Origin of the sequence: Actinomadura sp. NEAU-AAG7, from assembly GCF_018603865.1 — a bacterium.
GTDB classification, from domain to species: domain Bacteria; phylum Actinomycetota; class Actinomycetes; order Streptosporangiales; family Streptosporangiaceae; genus Spirillospora; species Spirillospora litoris.
This window is the reverse complement of record NZ_JAHFZY010000006.1, coordinates 700,948-727,804: the sequence shown is the minus strand read 5'-3', so window position 1 is coordinate 727,804 and position 26,857 is coordinate 700,948. Positions and strand designations below refer to the sequence as shown.

General features: G+C 73.9%; 24 protein-coding genes. 12 read left to right on the top strand and 12 right to left on the bottom strand.

The window, feature by feature from the left end; translation table 11 throughout:
* From glpK to KLI87_RS29795, 4 genes are all read left to right on the top strand, one after another.
* Nucleotides 1-980: glycerol kinase GlpK (glpK, locus tag KLI87_RS29810; RefSeq protein ID WP_214619604.1), on the top strand; the 980-nt coding region annotated here is incomplete at its 5' end.
* Between the two features lie 124 nt (nucleotides 981-1,104).
* The gene (locus KLI87_RS29805; protein ID WP_214619603.1) at nucleotides 1,105-1,971 is read left to right on the top strand and encodes a serine protease; all 867 of its coding nucleotides are present in this window, start codon (nucleotides 1,105-1,107) and stop codon (nucleotides 1,969-1,971) included.
* Between the two features lie 213 nt (nucleotides 1,972-2,184).
* Nucleotides 2,185-2,754, top strand: coding sequence for a CrcB family protein (locus KLI87_RS29800; protein ID WP_214619602.1), 570 nt, complete (start codon nucleotides 2,185-2,187; stop codon nucleotides 2,752-2,754).
* Nucleotides 2,751-3,113 (top strand): CrcB family protein, encoded by a 363-nt coding sequence (locus KLI87_RS29795; protein ID WP_214619601.1) that lies wholly within the window; start codon nucleotides 2,751-2,753, stop codon nucleotides 3,111-3,113. Before KLI87_RS29800 ends, KLI87_RS29795 begins: the two co-directional genes overlap by 4 nt.
* Before the next feature lie 212 nt (nucleotides 3,114-3,325).
* Here the strand turns inward: KLI87_RS29795 and KLI87_RS29790 are convergent, their stop codons facing one another.
* Nucleotides 3,326-4,810, bottom strand: coding sequence for an MFS transporter (locus tag KLI87_RS29790; RefSeq protein WP_214619600.1), 1,485 nt, complete (start codon nucleotides 4,808-4,810; stop codon nucleotides 3,326-3,328).
* 119 nt (nucleotides 4,811-4,929) lie between these two features.
* Between KLI87_RS29790 and KLI87_RS29785 the strand changes: the two genes are divergently transcribed.
* Nucleotides 4,930-5,808, top strand: coding sequence for a helix-turn-helix transcriptional regulator (locus KLI87_RS29785; protein WP_214619598.1), 879 nt, complete (start codon nucleotides 4,930-4,932; stop codon nucleotides 5,806-5,808).
* 137 nt (nucleotides 5,809-5,945) lie between these two features.
* Here the strand turns inward: KLI87_RS29785 and KLI87_RS29780 are convergent, their stop codons facing one another.
* Nucleotides 5,946-7,484, bottom strand: coding sequence for an aldehyde dehydrogenase family protein (locus tag KLI87_RS29780; protein ID WP_308166294.1), 1,539 nt, complete (start codon nucleotides 7,482-7,484; stop codon nucleotides 5,946-5,948).
* Nucleotides 7,485-7,599: 115 nt separating this feature from the next.
* Between KLI87_RS29780 and KLI87_RS29775 the strand changes: the two genes are divergently transcribed.
* Complete coding sequence (locus tag KLI87_RS29775; RefSeq protein ID WP_214619595.1) at nucleotides 7,600-9,762, top strand: thiamine pyrophosphate-dependent enzyme; 2,163 nt, start codon at nucleotides 7,600-7,602, stop codon at nucleotides 9,760-9,762.
* A gap of 12 nt (nucleotides 9,763-9,774) precedes the next feature.
* Here KLI87_RS29775 and KLI87_RS29770 read toward each other — a convergent pair whose 3' ends face one another.
* Together KLI87_RS29770 and KLI87_RS29765 are read right to left on the bottom strand one after the other, a co-directional pair.
* Complete coding sequence (locus KLI87_RS29770) at nucleotides 9,775-11,151, bottom strand: NADP-dependent succinic semialdehyde dehydrogenase (RefSeq protein ID WP_214619593.1); 1,377 nt, start codon at nucleotides 11,149-11,151, stop codon at nucleotides 9,775-9,777.
* Between the two features lie 107 nt (nucleotides 11,152-11,258).
* Nucleotides 11,259-12,284: a lactonase family protein gene (locus KLI87_RS29765; protein WP_214619591.1), complete on the bottom strand. Its 1,026-nt coding sequence runs from the start codon at nucleotides 12,282-12,284 to the stop codon at nucleotides 11,259-11,261.
* A 318-nt stretch (nucleotides 12,285-12,602) separates the two neighbouring features.
* Between KLI87_RS29765 and pgi the strand changes: the two genes are divergently transcribed.
* Nucleotides 12,603-14,234 carry a glucose-6-phosphate isomerase gene (gene pgi / locus KLI87_RS29760; RefSeq protein ID WP_156216293.1) on the top strand — a complete coding sequence of 544 codons (1,632 nt, stop codon included), beginning with the start codon at nucleotides 12,603-12,605 and terminating at the stop codon, nucleotides 14,232-14,234.
* 74 nt (nucleotides 14,235-14,308) lie between these two features.
* Here pgi and KLI87_RS29755 read toward each other — a convergent pair whose 3' ends face one another.
* From KLI87_RS29755 to KLI87_RS29725, 7 genes are all read right to left on the bottom strand, one after another.
* Nucleotides 14,309-14,566, bottom strand: coding sequence for an EF-hand domain-containing protein (locus tag KLI87_RS29755; RefSeq protein ID WP_156216294.1), 258 nt, complete (start codon nucleotides 14,564-14,566; stop codon nucleotides 14,309-14,311).
* Between the two features lie 133 nt (nucleotides 14,567-14,699).
* Complete coding sequence (locus KLI87_RS29750) at nucleotides 14,700-16,958, bottom strand: Orn/Lys/Arg decarboxylase N-terminal domain-containing protein (protein ID WP_214619590.1); 2,259 nt, start codon at nucleotides 16,956-16,958, stop codon at nucleotides 14,700-14,702.
* Nucleotides 16,959-17,090: 132 nt separating this feature from the next.
* Nucleotides 17,091-17,849: a sugar isomerase domain-containing protein gene (locus KLI87_RS29745; RefSeq protein ID WP_214619588.1), complete on the bottom strand. Its 759-nt coding sequence runs from the start codon at nucleotides 17,847-17,849 to the stop codon at nucleotides 17,091-17,093.
* Nucleotides 17,842-18,279: a PTS sugar transporter subunit IIA gene (locus KLI87_RS29740; protein ID WP_156216297.1), complete on the bottom strand. Its 438-nt coding sequence runs from the start codon at nucleotides 18,277-18,279 to the stop codon at nucleotides 17,842-17,844. Before KLI87_RS29740 ends, KLI87_RS29745 begins: the two co-directional genes overlap by 8 nt.
* Entirely contained in the window at nucleotides 18,276-18,578 is a 303-nt protein-coding gene (locus KLI87_RS29735; RefSeq protein ID WP_214619587.1) for a PTS sugar transporter subunit IIB, read from the bottom strand. The genes KLI87_RS29740 and KLI87_RS29735 overlap by 4 nt, the downstream gene beginning before the upstream one ends.
* A 90-nt stretch (nucleotides 18,579-18,668) precedes the next feature.
* Nucleotides 18,669-20,102, bottom strand: coding sequence for a PTS ascorbate transporter subunit IIC (locus KLI87_RS29730; RefSeq protein ID WP_156216298.1), 1,434 nt, complete (start codon nucleotides 20,100-20,102; stop codon nucleotides 18,669-18,671).
* 102 nt (nucleotides 20,103-20,204) lie between these two features.
* On the bottom strand, nucleotides 20,205-20,936 hold the full coding sequence (locus tag KLI87_RS29725) for a GntR family transcriptional regulator (RefSeq protein ID WP_250904314.1): 732 nt from the start codon (nucleotides 20,934-20,936) through the stop codon (nucleotides 20,205-20,207).
* Nucleotides 20,937-21,120: 184 nt separating this feature from the next.
* Between KLI87_RS29725 and KLI87_RS29720 the strand changes: the two genes are divergently transcribed.
* From KLI87_RS29720 to KLI87_RS29705, 4 genes are all read left to right on the top strand, one after another.
* A complete protein-coding gene (locus KLI87_RS29720; protein ID WP_156216300.1) occupies nucleotides 21,121-22,446 on the top strand; it encodes a hypothetical protein in 1,326 nt (441 codons plus the stop codon).
* A 110-nt stretch (nucleotides 22,447-22,556) separates the two neighbouring features.
* A complete protein-coding gene (locus KLI87_RS29715; RefSeq protein ID WP_308166293.1) occupies nucleotides 22,557-23,678 on the top strand; it encodes a carbohydrate kinase family protein in 1,122 nt (373 codons plus the stop codon).
* 210 nt (nucleotides 23,679-23,888) lie between these two features.
* Nucleotides 23,889-24,446 (top strand): hypothetical protein, encoded by a 558-nt coding sequence (locus KLI87_RS29710; RefSeq protein ID WP_250904313.1) that lies wholly within the window; start codon nucleotides 23,889-23,891, stop codon nucleotides 24,444-24,446.
* Nucleotides 24,443-24,946, top strand: coding sequence for a hypothetical protein (locus KLI87_RS29705; RefSeq protein WP_214619585.1), 504 nt, complete (start codon nucleotides 24,443-24,445; stop codon nucleotides 24,944-24,946). Before KLI87_RS29710 ends, KLI87_RS29705 begins: the two co-directional genes overlap by 4 nt.
* Here KLI87_RS29705 and KLI87_RS29700 read toward each other — a convergent pair.
* Nucleotides 24,888-25,847 (bottom strand): AraC family transcriptional regulator, encoded by a 960-nt coding sequence (locus KLI87_RS29700; RefSeq protein ID WP_156216302.1) that lies wholly within the window; start codon nucleotides 25,845-25,847, stop codon nucleotides 24,888-24,890. The genes KLI87_RS29705 and KLI87_RS29700 overlap by 59 nt on opposite strands.
* 81 nt (nucleotides 25,848-25,928) lie before the next feature.
* On the opposite strand from KLI87_RS29700, the gene KLI87_RS29695 reads away from it, so the two are divergent.
* A complete protein-coding gene (locus KLI87_RS29695) occupies nucleotides 25,929-26,807 on the top strand; it encodes an NAD(P)H-binding protein (RefSeq protein WP_214619584.1) in 879 nt (292 codons plus the stop codon).
* Nucleotides 26,808-26,857 lie beyond the last annotated feature (50 nt).

Below are 26,857 nucleotides of genomic sequence, written 5' to 3'. Positions count from 1 at the left end.
GGGTCCACGTCACCGACCCCACCAACGCCAGCCGCACCATGCTGATGGACCTGGAGACCCTGGAGTGGGACGAGGAACTCCTGTCCTTCTTCACCATCCCCCGCGCGATGCTCCCCACCATCAAACCTTCCTCGGCGCCCGAACCGTACGGGGTCACCCGTCCCGATGTGCTGGGGGGCGAGGTGGTGTTGACGGGCATTCTGGGTGATCAGCAGGCGGCCACGGTGGGGCAGGTGTGCTTCGCGCCCGGCGAGGCCAAGAACACCTACGGCACCGGCAACTTCCTGCTCCTCAACACGGGGGAGGAGTTGGTGCGGTCCCAGGCGGGGATGCTCACGACGGTCTGCTACCAGTTCGGGCGGGAGCGGCCCGTCTATGCGCTGGAGGGGTCGATCGCGGTGACGGGGTCGGCGGTGCAGTGGCTGCGCGACCAGCTGGGGATCATCTCCGGTGCCGCCCAGAGCGAGGACCTGGCCCGGCAGGTCACCGACAACGGCGGGGTGTACTTCGTGCCCGCCTTCTCCGGGCTGTTCGCCCCCTACTGGCGCTCGGACGCCCGGGGCGCCATCGTCGGGCTCTCGCGCTACAACACCAACGCCCACCTGGCCCGCGCCACCCTGGAGGCCATCTGCTACCAGACCCGCGACGTGGTGGAGGCCATGGCCCGCGACTCCGGCGTCCACCTGGACGTCCTCAAGGTCGACGGCGGCGTCACCGCCAACGAACTGTGCATGCAACTCCAAGCCGACATCCTGGGCGTCCCGGTCTCCCGCCCCGTCGTCGCCGAGACCACCGCCCTGGGCGCCGCCTACGCCGCCGGACTGGCCACCGGCTTCTGGAGCACCACCGACGAACTCCGCACCAACTGGAACCAAGACAAACACTGGCAACCCACCTGGACCGACACCCAACGCCAACACGGCTACGCGGGCTGGAGGAAAGCCGTGGAACGGACGTACGGCTGGGTGGACGTCGAATAGCCACAGCGGAGTCACCATTCCTCGGCGTGTCCTGTCCTTCTCCGGTGGCGGGTGATGTCCTAGCATCCGGCGGGACAGCGTCGTCCCGGCCGCGCGTCGGCGCCGGCCCGCCGAGAGGAATCGCATGACCAGACGACTCGCAGGAGCCGCGCTCGCCGTCGCCGCCGGCGCGGCGGTGCTCGGCGCCGCCGGGACGGGCGCTGCCCAGGCCGGCCAGGGCGGCCAGGCCGACCAGGGTGGGCGCGGGAAGGTCGACTTCACCGGCATCGTGGCGCTGGACAACTGCTCGGGCTCGCTCGTGCGCGGCCCGCGCTCCCGCGACGGCGACGCCGCGCTGGTGATGACCAACGGCCACTGCCTGGAGTCCGGCATGCCGAAGGCGGGCCAGGTCATCGTCGGGCAGCCGTCCGGCCGGACGTTCACGCTCCTCTCCCCGGACGGGCAGCGCGACCTCGGCACGCTCAAGGCGACCCGGGTCGAGTACGCCACGATGACCGACACCGACGTCACGCTCTACCGGCTGGACACCACCTACGCCGCCATCCAGCGCCGGTACCGCATCCCGGCGCTGCGGCTGTCGACGTCCCGGCCGCACGACGGCACCGAGATCCGCATCGTGTCCGGGTACTGGCACAAGATCTACGGCTGCAAGACCGACGCGACGATCCACCGGCTGCGCGAGGGCGAGTGGACCTGGAAGAACTCCATCCGCTACGCGCCCCAGTGCCAGACGATCCACGGGACGTCCGGCTCGCCGATCATCGACGTCCGGACCCGCCGGATGGTCGGCATCAACAACACCGGCAACGACGACGGCGAGCGCTGCACGCTCAACAACCCGTGCGAGGTCGACCGGAAGGGTAGGATCACCGTCCGCAAGGGCATCCACTACGGGCAGCAGACCTACCTGCTGGCCCGCTGCCTCGGCAAGGGCAACCGCGTCGTGCTGGGCAGGCACTGCGCGCTGCCGAGGCCGGCCGCCAAACACTGACGGCACACGGCCGGCGTCCCCGGACCGAGGGCGCCGGCGCCGGGCGCGACCGGCCCGGCCGGGCGGACGGGGTGATCGATACACTGGTCGCCGGCCCGACGGACGAGGGCCGCGGCGGCGAGGTCCGCCGTCCCCGGCCGGACGGGGGGACCGGGGAGCCGGCCGCGGGCGGTCCCCGCCGGTGACGAAGATCCCCGCTGGCAGGAGTGCCCCGTGTCCGAGCGAGCCCCCGACGGCGCCTTCGACGAGGGCGGTGGCGACGACGGCCTCTCGGCCGCGGAGTCCGGCCCGCTCGTCGACCCCGACGTCGACCTGCACGTCCCCCGGCAGCGCTTCGAGCTGCACCGCGCGCCGTGGTCGACGCTCGCCGCGATCTCGGTGGGCGGGATCATCGGCGCGCTGTCGCGCTACGGGCTGACCGACGCCTTCCCCTACGGGCCCGGGGACTTCCCCTGGCCGGTCTTCGGGATCAACGTCGGCGGCTGCCTGCTGATCGGGGTGCTGATGGTGCTGATCACCGAGGTGCGGCGGGCGCACCACCTGGTGCGGCCGTTCCTCGGCGTCGGGGTCCTGGGCGGCTTCACGACGTTCTCCACCTACGTCGTGGACATCCAGCGGGCCGTGGACGCCGACGCCGCCGCGACCGCGCTCGGCTACCTCGCCGCGACGCTCGTCGCCGCGCTCGCCGCGACGACCGCCGGGCTGCGGCTGACCCGCGCGCTCGCCCGGCCCCGCGCGGGCGGCGCCGCGCCCGAGGCCGCCGGGGCGGGGGAGCGGCCGTGACGATCCTGCTGGTCGCGCTCGGCGCGGCGCTCGGCGCGCCGGTCCGCTACCTCACCGACCGGGCCGTGCAGGCCCGGCACGACTCGGAGTTCCCCTGGGGGACGCTCACCGTCAACGTCGCGGGGTCGGCGCTGCTGGGGTTCCTCGTGGCGCTCCCGGCGGACGGCGGCGTCATGTCCTTCGCCGGGACGGGCCTGTGCGGCGCGCTCAGCACCTACTCCACGTTCGGATACGAGACCGTGCGCCTCGTCGAGGACGGGGCGCGCTTCTACTCCGTGGCCAACGTCGCCGCGAGCATCGCGGCGGGGCTCGGCGCCGCCTACTGCGGCATGACCGTCGCGGCGGCCGTCACCGGCTGACGGCGGGCCGCCGCGGGCCCCTGCGGCGGAAAGCGTGGCGCGGCCCAGGCTCGCAGTCCTGAGCACCTGGCTCCGAGCTCGCGAGTGGGCCGCGCCGTGACTCTGCCCATGCCCCGGTTCGAGTAAACCGGTAGGTATCGTCACTGTCCCCCCGGCGCCAGGGTGGTGCGGCGCCGGGGCGGACGGTGCTCCGTCGCCCCCCGCCGACCGCCCTAGCGGGCGAGGTCCACCGCCGGGCCCTCGGCGGCGGGCGCGGGGCGGGCGGGGCGGTCGGTCCGCCCGCGCGCCAGGATGATCCCGAGCACGATGCCGATCAGGATCGACCCGGCGAGGGCCCAGCCGGTGCCGTACTCGGCGTGCCGGGTCGAGCCGCTGTCCTCGGTCAGGGTGAGGAACAGCGTCCCGACCGTGGCGACGCCGACGACCTGGCCGAGCTGCATGAGCGTCAGCAGCAGCCCGCTGGCGTCCGAGGCGTCCTCGGCCGGGACGTTCGAGAGCGCGACCGTCATGCCGATCGGCAGCACGCCGAGCCCGAACCCGATGGCCGCGGTCAGCAGCTCGTAGGCCACGCCGCCGCCGGCCAGCGGGCCGACGCACAGGTAGCCCAGCGCCGCGATCGTGAACCCGATCGGGATGGCGGGGCGGTGCCAGCGGGCGGGCAGCCGCTGCCAGGTCAGGCCGACCGCGCCGAACGCGGCGACGCACGGCACGAACGCGAGCCCCGACTCCAGCGGCGACATGTCGAGGTCGCCCTGGAGGTGCAGCGTCGTGGTGAACAGGAACGAGCCCCACGTGCCCGGCCCGAACACGAGGACCGCGCAGGCCACGGGCAGCTTCGGCGCGCGCAGCACCCGTCCCGAGATGAGGGGGCGCAGGCCGCGGGCCGCGACGCCGCGCTCCACGGCGACGAACGCGCCGAGGAAGACCGCGCTCGCGGCGAGCGACACCCAGCCCCACAGCGGCCAGCCGAACTCGTGGCCGAGGATCAGCGGCACCACCAGCAGCAGCACCGCCGGGATCAGCGTGGCCAGCCCCGGGAGGTCCAGGGCCCGCACGACCGAGCCGCGCTCCCGCGACGGCTCCGGCCGGGGCAGCACGCGGGGCCCCGCGAGCAGCAGCGCGACGCCGATCGGCACGTTCACCAGGAAGACCGTCCGCCAGCCGCTGCCGAACAGGTCCGCGCTGACCAGCAGGCCGCCCGCCACCTGCCCGATGACGACGCCGCCGGCGATGATGGCCGTGTAGAAGCCGAGCGCGCGCGCCCGTGCCGCGCCGGCGTAGTTGCGCTGGATCATCGACATCACCTGCGGCGTCATGAGCGCCGCGCCGACGCCCTGCAGGAAGCGGAACGCGACCAGCGTCCAGGTGGACGGCGCGAGCCCGCAGGCCAGCGAGGTCACCGTGAAGACCGCGAGGCCGAGGTGGTAGGCGCGGCCGTGGCCGATGATGTCGCCGATCCTGGCTCCCGTGATCAGCAGGACGGCGTAGGAGATGACGTATCCGGCCACGATGAGCTGGATGCCGGCGCCGGAGGCGTGCAGGTCGGCGCGCATGGTCGGCAGGGCCACGTTGACGATGTTGACGTCGAGGATGGCCATGAACTGCCCGAGCAGGATGAGGGCCAGCATGAGGCCGCCGGGCCCGCTCCGCGTCCCCCGGTCGGGAACAATCCCGGGCGGATCGGTTGTCTGAGTCATACGGGTCATCCTCCTTGAGGTTCGATACCGGTAACGAGAGCCCGCTTATACTGGTACTGACAGCACCTGGAACGTGCGGCCACCGCGCGCGAGGCCCTGGGGGCGTGATGACGACCGGCATGAGCACCGCCGAGGAGACCACCGGGCGGGAGCGCCGCGGCGAGCTCGGCGCCTTCCTGCGCAGCCGCCGCGAGCGGATCACCCCGGCCGACGTCGGCATGCCCGCCGGCCCGCGCCGCCGCACGCCCGGCCTGCGCCGCGAGGAGGTCGCCCAGCTCGCGGGGGTCGGCGTCACCTGGTACACGTGGCTGGAGCAGGGCCGTCCGATCAAGGTGAGCACCCAGGTGCTGGACGCGGTGGCCCGCACCCTGCGGCTGGACGGCACCGAGCACGAGCACCTGTACCGGCTGGCCGAGGTCCCGACGGCCACCCTGTCCGATACGGTCGGCACCCCGCTCCCCCCCGACGTCCAGACGATCCTGGACGGGCTGCTCCCGCTGCCCGCGGTGGTGTCCAACGGCCGCTGCGACGTCCTCGCGTGGAACGCCGCCTACGCCGCGCTCTTCCCGCGCGTGGTGCGGGCGACCGGGTGCGAGCGCAACACGATGTGGATGATGTTCACGCTGCCGCCGTGCTGCAACCCGGTCGTGAACTGGGAGGAGGAGACGCCGATCCACGTCGCGGTGTTCCGGCACCGCTACATCAGGCACCTCGGCGAGCCGGGCTGGAAGGAGCTGGTCGAGCGGCTCCAGGCGGTCAGCCCGGAGTTCGCGCGGCTGTGGGCGGCCTCGCACGACGTCGCGATCCCCGGGCAGCGGACCAAGGTGTTCCGGCACCACGCCGGCGGAGAGATCCGCACCCGCACCACGAACCTGGAGATCACCGCCTCACCCGGGGTCCGGGTCGTGGTCTACGTGCCGACCGACGAGGAGAGCCGCGACCGGATCGGCTGGCTGCTCGCCAACCCCGAGGCCGCCGCCCCCGACCACACCCACTGACGGTGCGCCCCGTCTCCCGGCCGAGCCGATCGCGGTCATCGCGGTCATCCTGGTCCTCCCTCTGCCGTCGATGACCCCGACGCTACGGACGTTCCGGACCCCCGGCGATTACCTCGGAGGTAGCCGCGAGCGGTGCGCTAGAGGCGGAAGGCGAGGTCGGGCTCGACCTCCGGGACGTCCATCTGCGCCTTCTGCAACCGCCCGGAGTAGTCCCAGTTCATCGACTGCCAGCGGGTGAACTGGTCCAGCACCCACACGCCCGACTGGCGGCTCCCGTTGCCCGACCGCCCGTTCCCGCCGAACGGCAGGTGCGCCTCGGCGCCCGAGGTTGAGTTGTTCACGCTGACCATCCCCGCCGAGACCCGCCGCCGGAACGCGAACACCTTCGCCGGGTCGGTGGTGTAGATCGACGCCGACAGCCCGTAGCCCGGCGCGTTCGCCAGCGCGACCGCCTCGTCCAGCGTCCGGTAGGAGGCGACGCCGACGACCGGCCCGAACGTCTCGTGCGCGAACAGGTCATCGCCGGGGCCGACGCCGTCCACGATCACCGGGTGGTAGTACAGGCCGTCCGCCGGGTCGCCCGCGAAGCCCGCTCGCGGGTTCGCGGCCGTGATCCGGCCCGTCCCGGACGAGCCGTGCACGGTGTGGTCGGGCCCGATCCAGCCGAGGACCCGCTCGAAGCCGTCCGCGAACCGCTGGTCGATCAGCGGCCCGAACAGCACGTCGCCGGACGGGTCGCCCACGGTGGCCGCGCGCGCCGCCTCGTCCAGCAGCCGGACGAACTCCGCGTGCGCCGACTCGTGCACGATCGCCGTGCCGAGGGAGGTGCAGCGCTGCCCGGCCGTCCCGAACCCGGAGAACAGCGCGCCCTCGACGGCCAGCGGGAGGTCGGCGTCCTCGGTGACGACCATCGGGTTCTTGCCGCCCAGCTCCAGGCACGGCGTCTGGAGGTGGCGGCCGCACAGCGCGCCGATCCGCGACCCGACCTCGGTGGAGCCGGTGAAGCCCACCTTGCCGACGAGCCCTGCCTCCAGCGCCAGCTCCAGCCCCCGGAACGTCTCGGGGCCGTCGGCGTACACGACGTTGAGGACGCCGTCCGGGATCCCCGCATGGGCGACGAGCCGATAGAACGCCTCCGCGCACGCCGCCGCGTACTCGGCGGGCTTCCACACGACCGTGTTCCCGCACAGCAGCGCCGGGACGATGTACCAGGACGGCACGGCGACGGGGAAGTTCCCGGCCGTGATCACGGTGACGACCCCCACCGGGTCGCGGAAGGTCAGGAGCTGCTTGTCCGGCATCTCCGACGGGACGGTCCGCCCGTACAGCCGCCGCCCCTCCCCGGCGAAGAACGCGCAGGTGTCGGCGATCTCCTGCACCTCGCCGAGCGCCTCGGCGTAGGGCTTGCCGACCTCCCGGGTGACGACGCGGGCGAGGGCCTCCTTGTTGGCCTCGACGAGGCGTCCGAGCGCGGCGACGGCCTGCCCCCGGACGGGCGGCGGGACGTCGCGCCAGGCGTCCTGCGCGGCGCGGGCGGCGCGGCACGCCGCGACCAGGTCGTCGGCCCCGGCCAGGGCCACGTCGGCGACCACCTCCGACACGCGGGCGGGGTCGACGGAACGGTATGAGCGCGGCCCGGCCGGGATGCGGGAGCCGCCGATGACGGAGGTGAGCACGGACTCAAGCTTGGCCGGTCCGCCGCGTCTCCGCCAAGCGGGCCGGATGCTTGGCATCGCGGGCGAGGTGTCCGATGCTCGACACCGCACCCCTTCCACCGAGGCAGGAGGCCGCATGGCAGCCCGCGACGCCGAGCCCGCCGACGTCCACTTCCTGGAGAGGGCCGCGTCGCTCCGGCCCTCCGGCGCGTCCCGCCCGCCGGGGCCGCTCACCGGGGAGCGCCTCCTGGAGCTGTTCGACGCGCAGCTCGGCAGCCGCCACCTCGACCTCGCCGCGAGGTGGCTGCGGGCGGGCGGCCACGGGTTCTACACGATCGGCTCGTCCGGGCACGAGGGCGATGCGGCCGTCGCGGCCGCGCTCCGCCCGGACGACCCGGCGCTCCTGCACTACCGCTCGGGCGCGTTCTTCCTGGAGCGCGCCCGTCAGGTGCCGGGGCGGGACGCGCTGCGCGACGTCCTGCTGGGCGTGGTCGCCGCCGCCGAGGACCCGATCTCCGGCGGGCGGCACAAGGTGTTCGGCGCCGACCGGCTCCACGTCATCCCGCAGACGTCCACGATCGCCTCGCACCTCCCGCGCGCGCTCGGCGTCGCGTTCGCGATCGGACGCGCCGTCCGCCTCGGCGTCGAGCCGCCCTGGCCGCGCGACGCGCTGGCCGTGTGCGGGTTCGGGGACGCCTCCGCCAACCACTCCACCGCGGCCGGCGCGGTCAACGCGGCCGTGAACTGCGGCCACCAGGGCGTGCCGATGCCGCTGCTCCTCGTCTGCGAGGACAACGGCATCGGCATCAGCGTCCGCACCCCGCCGGGGTGGATCGAGGCCGCCTACGGCTCGCGGCCGGGCCTCGCCTACTTCCACGCCGACGGCGGTGACCTGGAGGAGGTCTACAGCGTCGCCCGTGACGCGGCGGCCTGGGTTCGGGAGAGGCGCCGTCCGGCGTTCCTGCACCTGCGCACCGTCCGGTTGATGGGGCACGCGGGCTCCGACGTCGAATCCGCCTACCGGACCCAGGCCGAACTGGACGCCGACCTCGCCGCCGACCCGCTGCTGCGCACGGCGCGAACGCTCGTCGACCGGGGGCTGGCGACGGCGGACGATGTCGTCGGCCGCTACGAGGCCAAGCGCGCCGAGGTCATGGCCCTCGCCGCGGAGGTCGCGGACGCGCCGCGCCTGACCTCCGCGCGCGAGGTCATGGCCCCGCTCCCCGCCCCGCCGAGCGCCGACCCGTCAAGCGCCGAGCCACCCCCCGAGCAGCCTTCCGAGCCCGGCGGTGAGCGGCTGACGCTCGCGCGGGCGGTCAACCGGGCGCTCGCCGACCTGCTCGACGAGCGGCCCGAGGCGCTGGTGTTCGGCGAGGACGTCGCGCGCAAGGGCGGCGTGTACGGGGTCACGCGGGGGCTGCTGCGGCGCGCCGGCGCGGCGCGGGTGTTCGACACGATCCTGGACGAGCAGTCGATCCTCGGCCTCGCGCTGGGTCTCGCGACGGCGGGACTGCTGCCGGTCCCGGAGATCCAGTACCTCGCCTACCTGCACAACGCCGCCGACCAGCTCCGCGGCGAGGCGGCCACGCTGCCGTTCTTCTCCGCGGGCCGCTACCGCAACCCGATGGTGGTGCGCATCGCCGCCTACGCCTACCAGAAGGGGTTCGGCGGCCACTTCCACAACGACAACGCCGTCGCCGCGCTGCGCGACATCCCCGGCCTGGTCATCGCCTCGCCCGCGCGCCCCGACGACGCCGCCGGGATGCTGCGCGCCTGCGCGGACGCGGCGTCCGCGCACGGCCGGGTCTGCGTGCTGCTGGAGCCGATCGCGCTGTACCACGTCCGTGACCTGCACGAGGACGGGGACGGCGGCTGGCTCGCCGCGCCCGGCCGGGACGCGGTGCCGCTCGGCCGCGCCCGCACCCACGGCGGCGGCGGCGACCTCACCATCGTCACGTTCGCGAACGGGCTGCGCATGAGCCTGCGCGCGGCCCGCCGGCTGGAGCGCCGCGGCGTCCGCTGCCGCGTCCTCGACCTGCGCTGGCTGGCGCCGCTGCCGGCGGCCGACCTGCTGCGCGAGGCCCGCGCGACCGGCGCCGTCCTGGTCGCCGACGAGACCCGCCGGACGGGCGGGGTGTCGGAGGCCGTCCTCACCGCGCTCACCGACGGCGGGTTCGCGGGCCGCGCGGCCCGCGTCACGAGCGAGGACAGCTTCGTGCCGCTCGGCGACGCCGCCCGGCACGTCCTGCTGTCGGAACGCGCGATCGAGGAGGCCGCGCTGGCCCTGCTCGACCGCTGAGCCACGACCGGCCTACTTGATCCAGACCGACTTGGCGTCGCAGAAGGCGTGGACGCCCTCCTGCGACAGCTCCCTCCCGTATCCGGACCGCTTCACGCCGCCGAACGGCAGCTCCGGGTAGGAGGTGGTCATGCCGTTGATGAAGACCTGCCCGGCGTCCAGCTCCCGGACGAACCGCTCCTGCTCGTCGGGCTCCCGCGTCCAGGCGTTCGAGCCGAGGCCGAAGCCGGTCGCGTTGGCCAGCTCGACCGCCTCCGACACGCCCCGGACCCGGAACAGCGACGCGACCGGCCCGAACACCTCCTCGTGGAACACGCGCATCTCGGGCGTCACGCCGGAGATCACGGTCGGCGGATAGAACCAGCCGGGACCGGCCGGGCGCTCGCCGCCGCACAGCACCGTGGCGCCCTTGCCGACGGCGTCGGCGACCAGGGCCTCGACGTCGGCGCGGCCCTGCTCGCTGGCCAGCGGCCCCACGTCGGTGCCCTCGTCCATCGGGTCGCCGACGGTCCGGTCGCGCATGGCCTCGACGAACCGCCGCTCGAACTCGTCCGCGACACCGATGTCGGCGATGAAGCGCTTGGCGGAGATGCAGCTCTGCCCGTTGTTCAGGCAGCGGGACGTGGCCGCCGCCTCCGCCGCCGCCGCGACGTCGGCCGAGGGCATCACCACGAACGGGTCGCTGCCGCCGAGCTCCAGCACCGTCGGCTTGACCTCGTCCCCGGCGATCGCGGCGACCGACCGCCCGGCGGGCTCGCTGCCGGTGAGCGTCGCGGCCCGCACCCGCGGGTCGCGCAGCACCCGCTCGACCTGCCGCGACCCGATGAGCAGCGTCTGGAACACGCCCTCGGGGAACCCCGCCCGGCGGAACAGGTCCTCCAGGAACAGCGCCGTGCGCGGGACGTTCGAGGCGTGCTTCAGCAGCCCCACGTTGCCCGCCATCAGCCCCGGCGCCGCGAACCTGATCACCTGCCAGAGCGGGAAGTTCCACGGCATGACCGCCAGCACGGGCCCGAGCGGCTGGTAGCGGACGTAGGCGCCCGACGCGCCCACGGCTTCCGCGTCGGCCGGGCGGTCGGCCAGGAACCCCTCCGCGTGCTCGGCGTAGTACCGGCACGCGTGCGCGCACTTGCGCGCCTCGGCCCTGGCCGCCGTGAACGTCTTGCCCATCTCGGCGGTCACCATGGCGCCGATCCGGTCGGCCTCCTCGTCCAGGATGTCGGCGGCGGCGCTCATCCACGCCGCCCGCCTCCCGACGGGCGTGAGGCGGTAGGACGCGAACGCCTCGGCGGCCCGCCCGACGTACCGGTCGACGGCGTCCTCGGAGAGCGCGTCGAAGGTCTGCTCCACCCGTTCCGTCGCGGGGTTGGTCGTCGCGATCGTTGTCATGTCCGATGCTCCCTGAGATGTCCGTTTCGACCCTCCGGGGCGTGCCCTTGGGGGCATCCGGGAAACACCGGCGGGTCCGCGCCGGAACCCCGGCGCGGACCCGATGCTCAGGCGGGGACGACGCAGACCGGGGACGGCACCTCCAGCGCCCCGGCGGGCGCCGGGAGGCCGTCCGCGCCGATCCGGAACGTGGCGACCAGCCCGCTCCGCTCGTTCGCGACGTGCATCCACGCGCCGTCGACGTGCAGGTCGCGGGGCCAGTGCCCGCCCGAGGCGATGTCCGCGACGGGCTTGAGCGCCGCGCCCTCGTCGAGCACGCGGTGCGTGGTGACCACGTCCGCGCCGCGCGTCGAGGTGTAGACGTGCCGGCCGTCGCCGCCGAGCTTGATCGCCCCGGCGAGCGACTCGCCGTCCGACCCCGCCGCGGTGGCGGGCGACTCGGCGACCGGTTCGAGCCGGGCGTAGCCGTCCGCCCCGCCGGCGGGGCGCAGCACGAGCACCGTGGCCGCCAGCTCGGTCAGCACGAACACGTGCCCGCTCGGGTGCACGGCCAGGTGCCGGGGCCCGCACCCCGCCGGGAGCCGGGTCTCCCCGGTGAGCCGCAGGCGCCCGTCCTCGATCCGGAACGAGCGGACGAGGTCGGCGCCGAGGTCGGTGGACAGGATCGTCCCGTCCGGGGCGGGGGCGGTCATGTGCGCGTGCGGGCCGTCCTGGCGGTCCTCGCGCGGGCCGGAGCCGTGGCCTTCGACGACGTCGGGCTCGCCGGTGAAGGCGCCGTCCGGGCCCAGCGGCACCGCCCGCACCGTCCCGGACCCGTAGTCGGCCACCAGCAGGTGCCCGCCGCCGGGCGACAGCGACAGATGGCAGGGGAGCGCCCCCGCCTCGCGCCTGCCGATCTCCCGGAGCCGCCCGCCCTCGACCGCGTACGCGAGGACGCCTCCCGCGTCCTCCTCCCGGACCGCGTAGAGGACGCGGCCGCCCGGACGCACCGCCAGATAGGACGGGCTCGCCGCAGCGCCCGCGAGCTCCGGGCCCTCCAGCGCGCCGTCCGCGCCGCGCCGCACGCGGTAGACGCCCTCACCGGCGCCCATCGCGCCCGTGTACGTGCCCACCCAGAACACCCGCTCGCCCACCCGGACTCTCCTCCCGACCGCGGAATGTGATCATTCCCGCCCCCGAGACGGGCGGCGGGCCACCGAGCCTAACGTCCCGGAGGCGCCGGGGGATTTCGCAGCTCAACGGCGTTCCTCCTGGTCAGCGGCGGCGCCGCGGGCATGGGCGGCCGACCGGGCGCGGCGCCTGAGACCTGACGATCCCGGCGGTTCCGCCCAGGGCGCGGGTGGGCTTTGGTACGGTCGCGCGCGGTCGACCTATGATCGCCGGTGGGGGACCGCGGAGCGCCCGGGGGACAGCGGCGCTCGCACGGCCCCGTCGAGGAGACGAGAGAGGCAATGGCTGATATCACCGAGGCGCCCGAGTGGTCCGCGCTCGCCGAGCACCAGGCGGTGCTGGCGGGGCGGCACCTGCGCGAGCTGTTCGCGGACGACCCGGGGCGCGCCGAGCGCATGACGGTCACCGCGGGGGACCTCCACCTGGACTACTCCAAGCACCGCGTCACCGCCGAGACGCTGGGGCTGCTGGTGTCGCTCGCCGAGCGCGCGGGGCTGCGCGAGCGGATCGAGGCGATGTTCTCCGGCGAGCACATCAACGTCAGCGAGGACCGCGCCGTCCTGCACACGGCGCTGCGCCTGCCGCCGGGCGAGCCGCTCACCGCGGACGGCCAGGACGTCGCCGCCGACGTGCACGCCGTCCTGGACCGGATGGCGGAGTTCGCGGGACGCGTCCGCGCGGGGGAGTGGACGGGTTTCACCGGCAAGCCGATCGCGACCGTCGTGAACATCGGCATCGGCGGGTCCGACCTCGGCCCCGCCATGGCCTACGAGGCGCTGCGCGACTTCGCCGACGCGGGGATCTCGTGCCGGTTCGTGTCCAACATCGACCCGGCCGACATCGTCGGGACGCTCGCGGACCTCGATCCCGAGCGGACGCTGTTCGTCATCAGCTCCAAGACGTTCGGGACGCTGGAGACCCTCACCAACGCCAAGGTCGCGCGGGAGTGGCTGGTCGGGCGGCTCGGCGACGAGAAGGCCGTGTCGCGGCACTTCGTCGCGGTGTCGACCAACGCCGAGCGGGTCGCGGCCTTCGGCATCGACACCGCCAACATGTTCGGGTTCTGGGACTGGGTCGGAGGCCGCTACTCCTTCGACGGCGCGATCGGGCTGTCCCTCATGGTCGCGATCGGCGGCGAGGCGTTCCGCGAGATGCTCGCCGGGTTCCGCCAGATCGACGAGCACTTCCGCAGCGCGCCGTTCGAGGCGAACATGCCCGTCCTGATGGGGCTGCTCGGCGTCTGGTACACCGACTTCTTCGGCGCGCAGACCCGGGCGGTGCTTCCCTACAGCCAGCGGCTGTCGCGCTTCCCCGCCTACCTCCAGCAGCTCACGATGGAGTCCAACGGCAAGTCGGTGCGGGCCGACGGCGTCCCCGTCGTCGCGCAGACCGGTGAGATCTTCTGGGGCGAGCCGGGCACGAACGGCCAGCACGCCTTCTACCAGCTCCTGCACCAGGGCACCCGGCTCGTGCCCGCCGACTTCATCGGCTTCGCCGAGCCGTTCGAGGACCGCGCGGGCATGCACGACCTGCTGACCGCCAACATGCTCGCGCAGACCTCCGCGCTGGCGTTCGGCAAGACCGCCGAGGAGATCGCCGCCGAGGGGACGCCCGCCGCGGTCGTCCCGCACAAGGTCATGCCGGGCAACCGGCCGACCAGCACGATCCTCGTGCCGAAGCTGACCCCCCGGACGCTCGGCGCGCTCGTCGCCCTCTACGAGCACATCGTGTTCGTCGAGGGGACGATCTGGGGCATCGACTCCTTCGACCAGTGGGGCGTGGAGCTCGGCAAGGTCATGGCGATGGACCTGGCGCCCGCGCTCACCTCCGAGGAGCCCCCGGCGCAGGCCCCCGACCCCTCCACGGCGGCGCTCGTCCGCCGCTACCGGCGGCTGCGCGGCCGGGCGGTCTGACGCGACGCGTGCGGACGGGGCCCGCCGGATCCGTCCGGCGGGCCCGGCCCGCGCCGTTCAGCTCCGCGCGCCGTTCAGCTCCGCGCGCCGGGCAGCGGCCCGGAGGCCCAGCCCCGGACGTCCAGGGCCGCCCGGAACTCGCGGTAGGAGATGAAGCCGTCGCGGTTGGTGTCGGCCTGCTCGAACCTGTCCTGGGTCTCCGCCCGCGTCCAGGACAGCCCGAGGCTCTCCAGGACGAGCGTGAACTCCATGAGGTCGAGCCGGTCGTCGCCACCGAGGTCCGCGCGCCTGAACACGGCGAGAAGGTCGTCCTCGGTCGGCCTCGTGGTCATCTCAGTTCCCCGTTCTGGTCCGGTGTGCCCGCATCATCGCACGGCGAGCGGGCGGGTCCCACCGGAAACGCCGTCCGACCCGACCCGGTTCCCGGTCGTTCATCCCTCGCTTCCGGTTTGGGGCCGTGTCCGGTCACGTGACGACGCACTCGATCCGGTAGCGGCCGTCCTCGTCGCGGTGCGCGCCGTGGATGTCGGTGGCGAGGTAGGGGAAGGCGCGGTCGAAGGCCTCCAGGGCACGCAGGTAGCGCAGCACCGGGCCGTCGGCGGGCCCGGCGGCCTCGCCGGGCATCAGCATCGGGATCCCGGGCGGCGTGACGACGACGGTCGAGGCGCAGACCCGGCCCGCCAGCTCCTCCAGCGGGACCCGCTCGGTGCGGGAGCGGATCAGCGCCTGGTAGCACTCGGCGGGGGTCAGGACGGGTCGGGGCAGGTCGGTGAAGACCTGGTCGAGCAGCTCACCGAGGCGGGAGTCGCGCAGCCTCCCGTGGACCGCCTCGCAGAGCGCGCGCAGCGAGATCCCGGGCGGTCCGAACCCGGGCAGCGCCTCCGCCAGCGGCGCGCCGCCGTCGTAGGCGTTCTTGAAGTCGATGAGCGCGTCGATCAGCGTCCCCCACTTGCCCTTGGTGATGCCGATCGAGAACAGCACCAGCAGCGTGTGGTCGCCGGTCTTCTCCACGACGATGCCGCGCCGCTCCAGGTAGGCGGCCACGATCCGGGCGGGGATCCCCCACGGGGTGGTGCCGGCGACGGCGTCGGCGCCCGGGCAGGTGATCGTCACCTTGATCGGGTCGAGCGCGCACTGGCCGTCGTCGAGGCCGCCGAACCCGTGCCAGGTGGCGCCGGGCTCCAGCGTCCAGCAGCGCGGCTCGGTGGACAGCAGCGTGATGTCGGCGTCCTCGAACCGGGTCGTGCCGCCGGTCCGCGGGTCGGTCACCTCCGGCGGCTGCCAGACGCCGAAGAACCAGTCGGGGCGGGCGTCGTCCTCGCGGACGCGGCCGGCCAGCCGCACCATCGCCTGCCGGAAGCGGACCGCCTCGACGATCGCCTCGCCGGTGAGGAACGGGCCGGACGGGCCGTCCATCATCGCCGCCGCCACGTCCAGGGACGCGATCATCGGGTAGAGCGGCGAGGTGCTGGCGTGCATCAGGAACGTCTCGTTGAACCGCTCGTAGTCCACCGGCGCGCGCGGTGAGGAGCGCACGTGCAGCATCGACGCCTGCGACAGCGCCGCCAGCAGCTTGTGCGTGGACTGCGTGGCGAACACCGTCGGACGCTCCGGGCCGGGCAGCGACCGCTCGTCGACGGCCATGCCGTACCGGCGCTCGTACAGCGGGTTGAAGCGGGCGTAGGCGAACCACGCCTCGTCGAAGTGCACCCGCGGCACCGACGCGCCGAGCAGCCCCGCGACCTGGACGGCGTCGTAGCACAGCCCGTCGTAGGTCGAGTTGGTGATCACCGCGTACGCGGCGCCGGAGCCCGCCGCGCCCGCACCGAACGGGTGGCCCGCCAGCCGGTCGGCGACGGCCGCCGCCGCCAGCGACCCGGCCGGGATGGGCCCCGCGAGCCCGAGCCCGTTGCGCTCCGGAACGAGGTAGACCGGGCGGGCGCCGCTGATGGCGAGGACGTGCTGGACGGACTTGTGGCAGTTGCGGTCCACCAGCGCCAGCTCGTCGCGGGCGACCGCGTGGTGCCCGACGATGCGGTTGGCGGTCGAGTTGCCGTTGACGACGAAGAACGTCCGCTCGGCGCCGAAGATCCGGGCGGCGTTGCGCTCGGCGTCGCCGATCGGGCCGGTGTGGTCCAGCGGCGACCCGAGCTCGGGGACAGAGATCGACAGGTCGGTGCGCAGCAGCCGCTCGCCGTAGTAGTCGAAGAACGCCCGCCCCACCGGCGACTTCAGGAACGCCACCCCGCCGGCGTGGGCGGGGGTGTGCCAGGAGTAGCGGTGCCGGTCGTCCAGGCGCTGGAGCGCCTCGAAGAACGGCGGCAGGATCCGCTCGGCGTACTCCTGCGCCGCGTGCGCGACGCGCCCGGCGATGAAGTCGGGGGTGTCCTCCAGCAGGAAGACATAGCCCTGGATCACCTCGTACACCCACAGCGGGACGTCGCGGGCCTCCTGCTCGGCGGTCACGAGGAACACCGGGAGGCGGTGGAACCGCCCGCCCACCGCGGTCAGGACGTCGTCGGTGCCCGCCGCCCCCCAGCCCACCAGCGCCGCCGCCAGCATGGCGTCCGAGCGGACCACCGCCAGCGCGTCGGCGGCGCGGTGCGTCCAGCGGACGTGCAGCCCGTGCCCCTCCAGCGCGGCGCACAGGCGGCGGAGCTGCTCGGCGACCACCGAGTCGCCGTCCGGCGCCTCGTCGACGGCGACGAGGATCGTTCGTTGCATCGCGGGGCCTCCCGTCGCCCAGGGGCGGAGTTCCCGAACGGTAACAACCGGGCCGATCACCGAATAGTGCCTGAATGGCAACTAAAAGTAACCGTTACGGGAGGAGGGTGGCGTGCGACGGTAAGCCCCCGTTTATTGCGACGTGTCCCGGCCGCCGGTCAGCTCGGGGATCCGCCCCCGGTAGCGGGCCAGGAGCGCCGCGTTCTCCTCGTCCCCGCCCGGGACGTTCGCGCTCGTCCAGCGGGGGAGCCGCATACCGCGCGCGGAGGCGAGGTCGTCGAGCTCGGCGAGGACGCGCGACCACGTGTAGGCGGCGAGGATCGTGGAGACCGCGGCGGTGCGCGGCGCGCCCGCCGGGTGCAGCGCGTCGCCCGGCGGGACGCGCGTGTCCAGCACGATCGCGGCGTGGTCGGCGAGGCTCGTCGGGGTCCGCGCCGCCGCCTCGCGCGAGGCCCGCGCCGAGGTCACCGCGATGACCGGCACGCCCCGCGCCGCGCACGCCTCCGCGACCTCGACCGGGTAGGGGTTGCGGCCGCTGGTGGAGAACACCACCGCGACGTCGGGCGGGGTGGGCGCGGCGGCCTCGACGACGGCCCGCCCGACCCCGCTCTCCCGCTCGACCCGCGTGCTGCGCAGGGCGTCGTCGAGCGGGAACACGCCGGGATGCCAGATCGGCCGGACCGCGGCGAGCCCGCCCGCGCGGTAGAAGGTCTCGCAGACCATCGCCAGCGAGTGGCCCGCGCCCGCGACGTGCACGATCCCGTCGGAGGCGACCGACTCCAGCAGCAGCGCGGCGGCCTCGCCGATCGCCGCGCCGGACACGGAGTCGAGGTCGTCCAGCAGGGTCCGCACCCGGTCGGGGAGCCGCTGCGCGCGGACGGTCTCAGTCATCGGGCAGCGCCTCCTTCAGCTCGCGGGCGAGGTCGTCCCGACCGGCGGCCGCGCGGAGCCGGTCGGCCAGGCCGCCCGACAGCGCGCGCGCCAGCGCGGCCAGCGTCCCGACGTGGACGTCGGGGTCCGGGGTGCAGAACGCCAGCAGCAGGTCCACCGGGTCGTTGTCGGGGTGGCCGAACTCCACCGGCGCGGCCAGCCGGGTCACGCCGACCCCGACGGCCAGGCCGCCCTCCTCCGGGCGGGCGTGGACGAGCGCCAGCCCCTTCGTCAGCACGATGTAGGGGCCGTTCTCCTCGACCACCCGCACGCACGCCTCCGGGTAGCCCTCACCCGCCGCGCCCGCATCGACCAGCGCGGACGCCGCGCTGACGACGGCCTCCCGCCAGTCGGCGGCGGCGACGCCGTCGGTCGCCACGGCGATCGTCATGACAGCCACCCCTGCTCGGTCAGGCGCTCGCGGAGCTGGACCTCCAGGCCCTCCTTGTCCAGGAAGTCGCTGATCGTGATCACCACCGGCGCCAGGTCGGCGATCTCGCTGGTGTGCATGCCCTGGCCGATCACCACGTCCGGCGTCATGCCGCGCGCCGTGGACACGTCGGTGTTCTCCACCCGCGCCTCTACGCCGAGCGCGCGCAGCGCGTCCTCGGCGGTCATCTTCAGCATCAGGCTGGAGCCCATGCCGACGCCGCAGACCGCGAGGATCTCCAGTTGCCGGTCCAGTGCCATATCGGGTCACTCCTTGTCCGGTTTCGTTGACGTTCGGCCCGGGCGCCCCGCGAGGTCGCCCCCTCGGGGCGTTCCCGTTCCTTCCGTCTCTCAGGCGTTCGCGGGCGCCTTGTCCCCGCCGGGGGCCGCGCCCTCGGCGACGGCCCTGCGCTTCTCGGCCCGCCCGAGGACGAGCAGGGTCGCGGTCATCGCGACCAGCGCCACGGCGGGCACCAGCCAGATCGACCCGTCGCCGACGACCGGGTCCACGGCCTTGAGCAGCCACCCGATCGCGTACCAGTCGGGGTCGGCGAGGGTGGCGAGCTCGGGCGCGGTCCGCTCGTACAGGCCCCAGGTGACCGACTGCCCGATCGCGAGGATCAGCCCCGAGATCACGCCGCCGAGCACCGCCCCGCGCCAGCCCGCCACGACGTTGCCGAACAGCCCGGCGGCGCCGCCGACGAAGAACAGCATGATCATGGGCGGGGCGAGCGTGAACCAGCCGGCCGCGGCGAAGACCGCGAGGCAGACCAGGAACACGCCGGTCGAGGCCACGAAGCCGAGCATCACCGCGGTCGGCGCGACGGGGAAGACGGTCGGCGCGTCCAGCGCGGGACGGGTGCCGGGGATCACCTTGTCGCTGAACCCCTTGAACGCCGGGACGATCTCGCCCAGGAACATCCGCACGCCGAACAGCAGGATCGCGATGCCGCCCGCGAACCGCAGGCCGACCAGCAGCGCCCACACCCACGAGGACAGCTTGGGGTCCATCTCGGCGGAGGCCTTGCCCACCACGGCGTCCTCGGCGAACGCGACCGCCACCAGCATGATCACCGAGATGATCAGCGCCGTGCTGACGTTGACGTCCTTGAAGAACGAGAGCTGGCGGGGCAGCTTCAGCTTCTCGGTGTCGTGCTTCTCCCGGCTGCCGAGCGGCCGCGCCGCGTAGCCGGTGATCAGGCAGGACAGCGAGCTGGTGTGCGCGTACCCGAACCGGTCGTCGGGCATCACGCGGCGCATCAGCGGCCGCATCCACAGCGGCTGGACGGTCCAGTACGCGGCGACGAACCCGGCGCCGCACAGCACCAGCGTGAGCTGGTCCTGGCCCGGCGCGATCGTCACCAGCGACGCGACCGTCACCGTGCTCACCCAGAACATCAGGTGCCCGGTCAGGTACAGGTACCGGGCCGCCGGGAAGAGCCGCACGACCAGCACGTGCACGAGGAACGCGACGGTGATGACCAGCGCGATCGTCCCGCCCTGGTCGGTCAGGAACTGCGTGAGCGTGTGGTCGGCCTTCGGCGGCGTCGTGCCCATCGCGCTGGCCAGCACGGTCTGGAAGCTGGTCAGCCCGCCGGTGAAGACGTCGACGCCGATGAACAGGATCACCACGCCGATCGTCGCGCGCAGCGCGCCGGCGAACACGTCCTCGAACCGCTTGCGCTGGAGCAGCAGCCCGATGAGCGTGATGAGCCCGATGAGGATGGGCACCTGGCCGAACACGTTGTCGGCCAGGAAGGTGAGGATGTCCTTGATGACGTCCATGGGTGAATCGCCTCACTTCTCGGGGGTGGGGTCGTGCGCTGTCGCCCCCGTCAGCGCGGTTGGACGGTCGGGTTCCGGGGCGGGTCGCCGCCGGGACTCCGGTCAGTGCGACGGTGGTGTGAGATCGAGTTCCAGGCGGTAGCGGTCGCCGCGGTACAGCGACCGGACGTATTCCAGGGGCCGGCCTTCGGCGTCCCTGGTCACCCGCTCGAACAGGAACGCCGGTGTATGCACCGGCACGCCGAGTTCCGCCGCCTCCTCCTCGGTGGTGACGGTCGGCTCGATCGTCTCGGTGCCCGAGGCGATCTCGACGCCGTTGCCCCGGAGCAGTTCGTAGAACGACCGGCCCTCCAGGTCCTGCCTGCGCAGGCCGGGCATCAGCGCCCGGGGCATGTAGAGGGTCTCGATCGCCATCGTGGCCTCGTCGGCGAGCCGGAGCCGCCGAATGGTAAATACCTCTTCCAACGGTGACATGGCCAGGCGCCTGCCGATCCGCGCCCCCGCGGCCTCCGTGCGGAACGACAGGACCCGGCCGCCCGGCCGCATCCCTCTCCTGATCATGTCCTCGGTGAAGGAGGTCATGGTCAGCGGCACGGCGATCCGGGGTTCGGACACATAGGTTCCGCTCCCGTGCCGCCGGTCGAGCAGGCCCTCGGCGACGAGGCCGTCGATGGCCTGCCGCAACGTCGGCCGGGAGACGCCCAGGTCGGCGGCCAGCCGGCGCTCGGACGGAAGGGCGTCGCCGACGTCCATCCCGTCCAGCATCGCCAGCAGGCGGCGGCGCACCGCCTGCCGTTTCGTGTTCCCGTTCCGGGACTCACCGGCGGATCGCAACCTGGTCACCTCCCGGATGCGCTGTTCCTGTTCGGGCACACGATATGTCCGGTTGTTGCGACTGGTCAATACCACTTTGGCGGGTTTTGCCATGGCGTTCGCCGACGCCTCGACCTACCGTCACCGATGATCACCCGATGTCCGGCGGAGCGCCGCGCGGGAGGCGCGGCGCGGAGGGGTCGAGATGAGAGCAATCGTGAGGGGCGCGCTGGCACTGGCGCTTCCCCTGGTCATGCCCATGGCGTTCGCGGGAGCGGCCCGCGCGGGGGCGGCACCGCCCGTCCCGGCGGGGTGGCGGCTGCTGGACGCCGAGTCCTTCGACCGGCACCTGGACGACGCCAAGGTGCCCTGGAAGCCCGACGGCGACGGTCCGTCAAGTCCCTACAACGTCGACATGTACGACAACGACGGCGCCTTCTTCGACACGGTCGGGGGACCGGCGTTCCGGACGCAGCTCGCCAAGATGAGCACCTACCGCAAGTCGTTCACCTTCGGCAAGCGCGGCTGGCTCACCGCCGAACTCGCCGCCCGCGACGCCGACGGCGACGGCCGGCCGGACGCGCCGCCCACGCTCACCTCGCGCGGCGGCGTCGCGCGGCTGGACGAGCCGAGCCACCAGGCGGGCGTCGTCATCCGCTCGACGCGGGCGCTGCCCGCCGAGTACCGGGTGGAGATGACGCTGCGCGGCCTCGACTTCGGCGGGCAGCGGGGCGGATCGTGGGACTACCCCGACGGCCGGGTCAACGGCTACTCGCCGGAGGGCTGCAAGACGAACTTCCCGTGGGCCTCGGGCGGCGACTTCGGCCGTCCCGAGTGCCAGTGGGCGGACGTCCGCACCGACTCCAACGGCTTCTACTACATGTCGATCATGGACTACGGGCGGGTGGCGCCGCACAACAACGTGTTCATCCACGGGCACCGCAAGGTCGCCATGGACGGTTACAACCGCTACAAGTACACCGGCGCGGGCCTGCGGTACTGCAACCCGGCGACCGGGCAGTACGAGCCCTACTCCGCCGGGACGGGCAACGGCGTCAACGCCATCTTCATGACCGACGACCGCCGCTACCCGACGACGCCGGGCACGGAGTACCTGATGGAGAGCCGGTGCGGGCTCGCCAAGGGCGGCGCGATCGTCTCCACCGTCGACCTCAAGCCGGAGCTGCTGCCCAAGGAGCCCTACCGGTTCGCGGTCGAGCGGCGGAACGGCGCGTACACGATGGAGATGTCGGGCAACTTCGCGCACGTGGGGAAGGCGACCTTCCGGTACACCCGGTCGTTCGTCCAGGACGGCGAGCCGATCTGGCACTACAACCAGAAGCCCTCCGAGTACGACGGCCGCTACAACGCCGACTGGACGTGGAAGGGCCCCGGCGGCACGCTCGTCGACCGCGACACCTGGCCCGCCGGGTCCGCCTACCCCGACCACTTCATGATCGGCGACCCGCACATGAACTTCTACGAGGGGAGCGCCCGGGTGGACGACGTCCGCCTGTACACGCCGAGGTAGCCGCCGCGGGGGAGGCGGCGGTCCGGTCGCGTCGCACGGCGCCGGGTGCGTTCTGTCGGAGGCGGCGGTTATCGTCCGCGAGAACGTTCCAACCACGCCGTGGGGGCACCGTGACGCAGACCGTTCCGGGCCGGCCGCCCGAGCCGCCCCTCACCGATCCCTGCGCCGGGCGGGAGCCGGCGGGCGAGCGCCTGCACGCCGCGGCGGACGCCGCCGGCCCCGCCCTGGACGTGTTCCTGTCCGGCCGGGTCTTCATGGACATGATCTTCACCGGGCTGCCCGGCCTGCCGCCGCCCGGCACCGAGATCGTCACCGACGGGCTCGGCTCGGCGCCCGGCGGCGCCGCCAACATCGCGGTCGCGATGAGCAGGCTCGGCCTGCGCGTCGGGCTGGCGGCGCCGTTCGGCGACGACCTGTTCGGCTCCTACCTGTGGCGCACGCTCGCCGAGCAGGAGGGCGTCGACCTCGCGCTGTCGCGCCGCGTCCCCGGATGGCCGACGCCGGTGACGGTGTCGATGGCCTACGACTCCGACCGCAGCATGGTCACCTACGCGCGGCCCCTCCCCGCGGCGGTGGACGAGTCGATGGGCGCCGCGCCGCCGCCCGCGCGGGCGTGCTTCGTCGACGTCGACCGCCCGGTGCCCGCCTGGGCCCCCGCGATGCGCGACCGCGGCGCGCTCGTGTTCGCCGACCTCGGCTGGGACCCGACCGGCGCCTGGTCCACCGAGGTCCTCGACCGGCTCGCCCACGTCGACGTGTTCCTGCCGAACGCGGCCGAGGCGATGGCCTACACCCGCACCGCGACACCGGAGGAGGCGGCGCGCGCGCTGTCCGCGCGGGTCCCGGTCGTGGTGGTCAAGCGCGGCGGCGACGGCGCCATCGCCCTCGACGCGCGGACGGGGGAGCGCGCCGAGACCGGCGCGCTGCCGGTCCAGGCGCTGGACGCGACCGGCGCGGGCGACGTGTTCGCCGCCGGGTTCGTGTTCGCCACGCTCGCCGGCCTCCCGCTCGCCGAGCGGCTCCGGTTCGCCAACCTGTGCGCGGGCCTGTCGGTCCGGCACCGCAGCGGCTCGCTCGGCTCGCCCTGCTGGGGCGAGATCGCCGCGTTCGGCGAGTCCGGCGAGGTCCCCGAGTCCGTCCTCGCCGACTACGCGTTCGTGGTCCCCTTCATCCCCGCGGCCGCCGACGACACGGTCGTCCGCGCCGAACCGACGCTGCGCCACCAGGCGTGATCCGGCCGGAAGGCCCTGGACCGCCGAAGGCCCGCGCGGGCCTTCGGCGTGCCAGGCCGGGGGGCTGGCGGTGATTCCGGGTCGTCCGTCAGGCCGGATCCGGCCGTCCGCGTGACCTGGGCCCCCGGGTGGCCCAAGATGGAAGCCATAACAGCGTTACACAAAGATCGTGGTCCCCCGCCGCGCCGCCGCGGTAGCGAGGAGTAGCCCATGGCCGCCATCGCCCACCGGCCCACCTGGATGACCCGCCTCAACGCGGGCGGTCACCGGACCGGCCTCAACGTGTTCTTCCTGATCGTCCTCGGCCACTGGGCCGAGCACCTCGTGCAGGCGTACCAGATCTGGGTGCTCGGCCGGCCCGTCCCGGAGTCGCGGGGGATCCTCGGGCAGTGGTTCCCCTGGCTGATCAAGTCCGAGGGGCTCCACTACGGCTTCGCGGTGGTGATGCTGGTGGCGTTCATCCTGCTGCGCCCCGGCTTCTCCGGACGATCGCGGACGTGGTGGAACATCGCCCTCGGCATCCAGGTGTGGCACCACTTCGAGCACCTGCTCCTGCTGGTCCAGGCGCAGAGCGGCCACAACATCGGCGGCCGCGCCGTGCCGACGAGCATCATCCAGCTGCTCGTCCCGCGCGTGGAGCTGCACCTGTTCTACAACGCGGTCGTGTTCGCCCCGATGGTGGTCGCGATGCTGCTGCACCGGCGGGACGCGGCGGCGGCCGGGCCGGGCGGCGCCCGCTCCTGCGACTGCGCGGTCGCCCGCGCATGACGGCCGTCCGGGAGGCGGGCCCGGGGGAGCGCGGCGCGCCGCCCCGCCGGGCCCCGTCCGGGTTCACGGTCACGGTCGCGACCGCCGCCGCGCTCCTCCTGCTGTTCTTCACGGTCCCGAACGTGAAGCTGGTCTGGCGGGCGGCGCGCGGCGACGGCGCGCCCGGCGCGTTCACCGCCGCGCGTGTGTCGTGCGTCAGCCATCCCGGGCACGAGGCGTGCTCCTGGTACGGCACGTTCACGCCCGCGGGCGGCGGCGGCGCGCGGGAGACGACGATGTACGGCGCCGGACGCGGCGACCTGGCGGCGGGGGAGCGGGTGCCCGCCATCGACGTCGGGCGCGCGAGCCGCGTGTACGCGCCGTCGGGGTCGCACGAGTGGATCCCGACCGGGCTCATCCTGCTGGCCGGGGCCGCCCTGCTCTACCCGCTCGCCCGCCGGGTCAGCGGGCGGGCGCGGCGGGCCGGTGCTCCGGCGAGGTCCGGTATTCCTGCGGGCTGACGCCGCGCTCGCGCTTGAACGCGGTGCTGAGCGCGAACGCGTTGCCGTAGCCGACCTGCCGCGCGACCGACTCCAGCGTCGCCTCGCTCTCGCGCAGCAGGTCGGCCGCCTGGGCGAGGCGGACGCCGGTCAGGTACGCCATCGGCGGCTCGCCCACCAGCTTCCCGAACCGCTGCGCGAGCGCCGCGCGGGAGACCCCGACCCGGGCGGCGAGGTCCGCGACCGTCCACGGGTGCGACAGGTCGTCGTGCAGCAGCCGCAGCGCCGGGCCGACCACCGCGTCGCCGTGCGCCCGGTACCAGCCGGGCTTCTCGGCGCGCGGCCGCGAGAACCACGCGCGCAGCGTCCCGATGAGCAGCAGGTCCAGCAGCCGGTCGAGGACGACCTCCTGGCCCGGCTCGTCCCTGCCGATCTCCTCGCCGAGCAGCCCCACCAGCGGCGACTCCCACGTGTCGCCCCGCACGACCGCGAGCGCCGGGAGCGCCGCCAGCAGCCGCTGGGTGACCGCGCCCCGCATCTGGTAGGTGCCGACCAGCATCTCCGTGCGGCCGTCGGGCGCGTTGCCCCAGGCCCGCACGCCGAGGTCCATCGCCTCCGACAGGCTCGTGCCGTCCGGGGTGGTGCAGTGCTGGCCCGGGTGGATGACGATCTGCGGCGCGGTGCCGCGATCGTCGGCGACGACGTACGGGGCCGGCCCGCGGATGATCACCACGTCGCCGGGGCGGACGTGCTCGGGACCGCCCTCGTCGGGGATCACCCACGCCTCGTCGCGGACCATCGCGACCAGCGTCAGCGGCGCCTCGTCCTGGATCCGCACGGACCACGGCGGGTCGAGCACGCAGCGCAGCATGAACGCACCGCGTGCGCGGGGGCCGTCGAGCAGGTCGGTGAGGGCGTCCATGGCGCCAGCGTAGACGCTCGCGTATGCGGACGAGCTTCTCGACGATGTTCTCGGAGGTCGCACCCCGGTTGACTCTTAGCCATGACGAACAGCGAGAACATCAGCGGAAACACCGGCGGAAACACCAGCACGGCCCCCGTCGAGAGCGGCCTGACGCTCGTCCTCGGCGGCACCGGCAAGACCGGGCGGCGCGTCGTCGAGCGCCTTGAGGCCCTGGACGTCCCGGTGCGGATGGGATCCCGCTCGGCGGCCCCGGCCTTCGACTGGGAGGACGGCTCCACCTGGGCGCCCGTCCTGCGCGGCGTCGAGCGCGTCTACCTCGTCTTCTACCCCGACCTCGCGGTCCCCGGGGCGCCCGGCGCGATCCACGGGTTCACGGCGGCGGCGGTCGAGGCCGGGGTCCGGCGGGTGGTCCTGCTCTCCGGCCGGGGCGAGGACGAGGCGCAGGCCTGCGAGCGGATCGTCCAGGACTCGGGCCTGGAGTGGACGATCGTCCGGTCGAGCTGGTTCGCGCAGAACTTCAGCGAGGACTACCTGCTGGAGCCGGTCCAGGCGGGCGAGGTCGTGCTGCCGGCGGGGGAGGTGCCCGAGCCGTTCGTCCACCTGGACGACGTCGCGGACGTGGCGGTCGCGGCGCTCACCCGGGACGGGCACCACGGCGAGGTCTACGAGGTGACCGGCCCCCGGGCGCTCACCTTCGGCGAGGCGGTCGCCGAGATCGGACGCGCGGCCGGGCGCGAGGTCGCCTACGTGCCGGTGAGCACCGACGACTACGCCGCCGCGCTCACCGAGCACGGCCTCCCGGCCGAGGTGGTCGCTTTTCTGACCTACCTTTTCTCGACGGTTCTGGACGGCCGGAACACCCCCACCGCCGACGGTGTGCGGCGGGCACTCGGGCGCGAGCCCCGGGACTTCGCCGAGTACGCCGCCGAGACCGCCGCCAGCGGCATCTGGAACTGACCCCCGCCGGAACCGAACCCCCGGACCTGAACCCCACCCCGAACGAACCA

Bases quoted from the DNA above. Each gene is read 5' to 3' on its own strand.
- KLI87_RS29695 (WP_214619584.1), top strand. From the start codon at position 25,929: ATGACGAACAGCGAGAACATCAGCGGAAACACCGGCGGAAACACCAGC.
- KLI87_RS29785 (WP_214619598.1), top strand. From the start codon at position 4,930: ATGAGCACCGCCGAGGAGACCACCGGGCGGGAGCGCCGCGGCGAGCTC.
- KLI87_RS29775 (WP_214619595.1), top strand. From the start codon at position 7,600: ATGGCAGCCCGCGACGCCGAGCCCGCCGACGTCCACTTCCTGGAGAGG.
- KLI87_RS29700 (WP_156216302.1), bottom strand. From the start codon at position 25,847: ATGGACGCCCTCACCGACCTGCTCGACGGCCCCCGCGCACGCGGTGCG.
- KLI87_RS29770 (WP_214619593.1), bottom strand. From the start codon at position 11,151: ATGACAACGATCGCGACGACCAACCCCGCGACGGAACGGGTGGAGCAG.
- KLI87_RS29730 (WP_156216298.1), bottom strand. From the start codon at position 20,102: ATGGACGTCATCAAGGACATCCTCACCTTCCTGGCCGACAACGTGTTC.
- KLI87_RS29720 (WP_156216300.1), top strand. From the start codon at position 21,121: ATGAGAGCAATCGTGAGGGGCGCGCTGGCACTGGCGCTTCCCCTGGTC.
- KLI87_RS29750 (WP_214619590.1), bottom strand. From the start codon at position 16,958: ATGCAACGAACGATCCTCGTCGCCGTCGACGAGGCGCCGGACGGCGAC.
- KLI87_RS29745 (WP_214619588.1), bottom strand. From the start codon at position 17,849: ATGACTGAGACCGTCCGCGCGCAGCGGCTCCCCGACCGGGTGCGGACC.
- KLI87_RS29710 (WP_250904313.1), top strand. From the start codon at position 23,889: ATGGCCGCCATCGCCCACCGGCCCACCTGGATGACCCGCCTCAACGCG.
- KLI87_RS29740 (WP_156216297.1), bottom strand. From the start codon at position 18,279: ATGACGATCGCCGTGGCGACCGACGGCGTCGCCGCCGCCGACTGGCGG.
- KLI87_RS29735 (WP_214619587.1), bottom strand. From the start codon at position 18,578: ATGGCACTGGACCGGCAACTGGAGATCCTCGCGGTCTGCGGCGTCGGC.
- KLI87_RS29755 (WP_156216294.1), bottom strand. From the start codon at position 14,566: ATGACCACGAGGCCGACCGAGGACGACCTTCTCGCCGTGTTCAGGCGC.
- pgi (WP_156216293.1), top strand. From the start codon at position 12,603: ATGGCTGATATCACCGAGGCGCCCGAGTGGTCCGCGCTCGCCGAGCAC.
- KLI87_RS29805 (WP_214619603.1), top strand. From the start codon at position 1,105: ATGACCAGACGACTCGCAGGAGCCGCGCTCGCCGTCGCCGCCGGCGCG.
- KLI87_RS29790 (WP_214619600.1), bottom strand. From the start codon at position 4,810: ATGACTCAGACAACCGATCCGCCCGGGATTGTTCCCGACCGGGGGACG.
- KLI87_RS29705 (WP_214619585.1), top strand. From the start codon at position 24,443: ATGACGGCCGTCCGGGAGGCGGGCCCGGGGGAGCGCGGCGCGCCGCCC.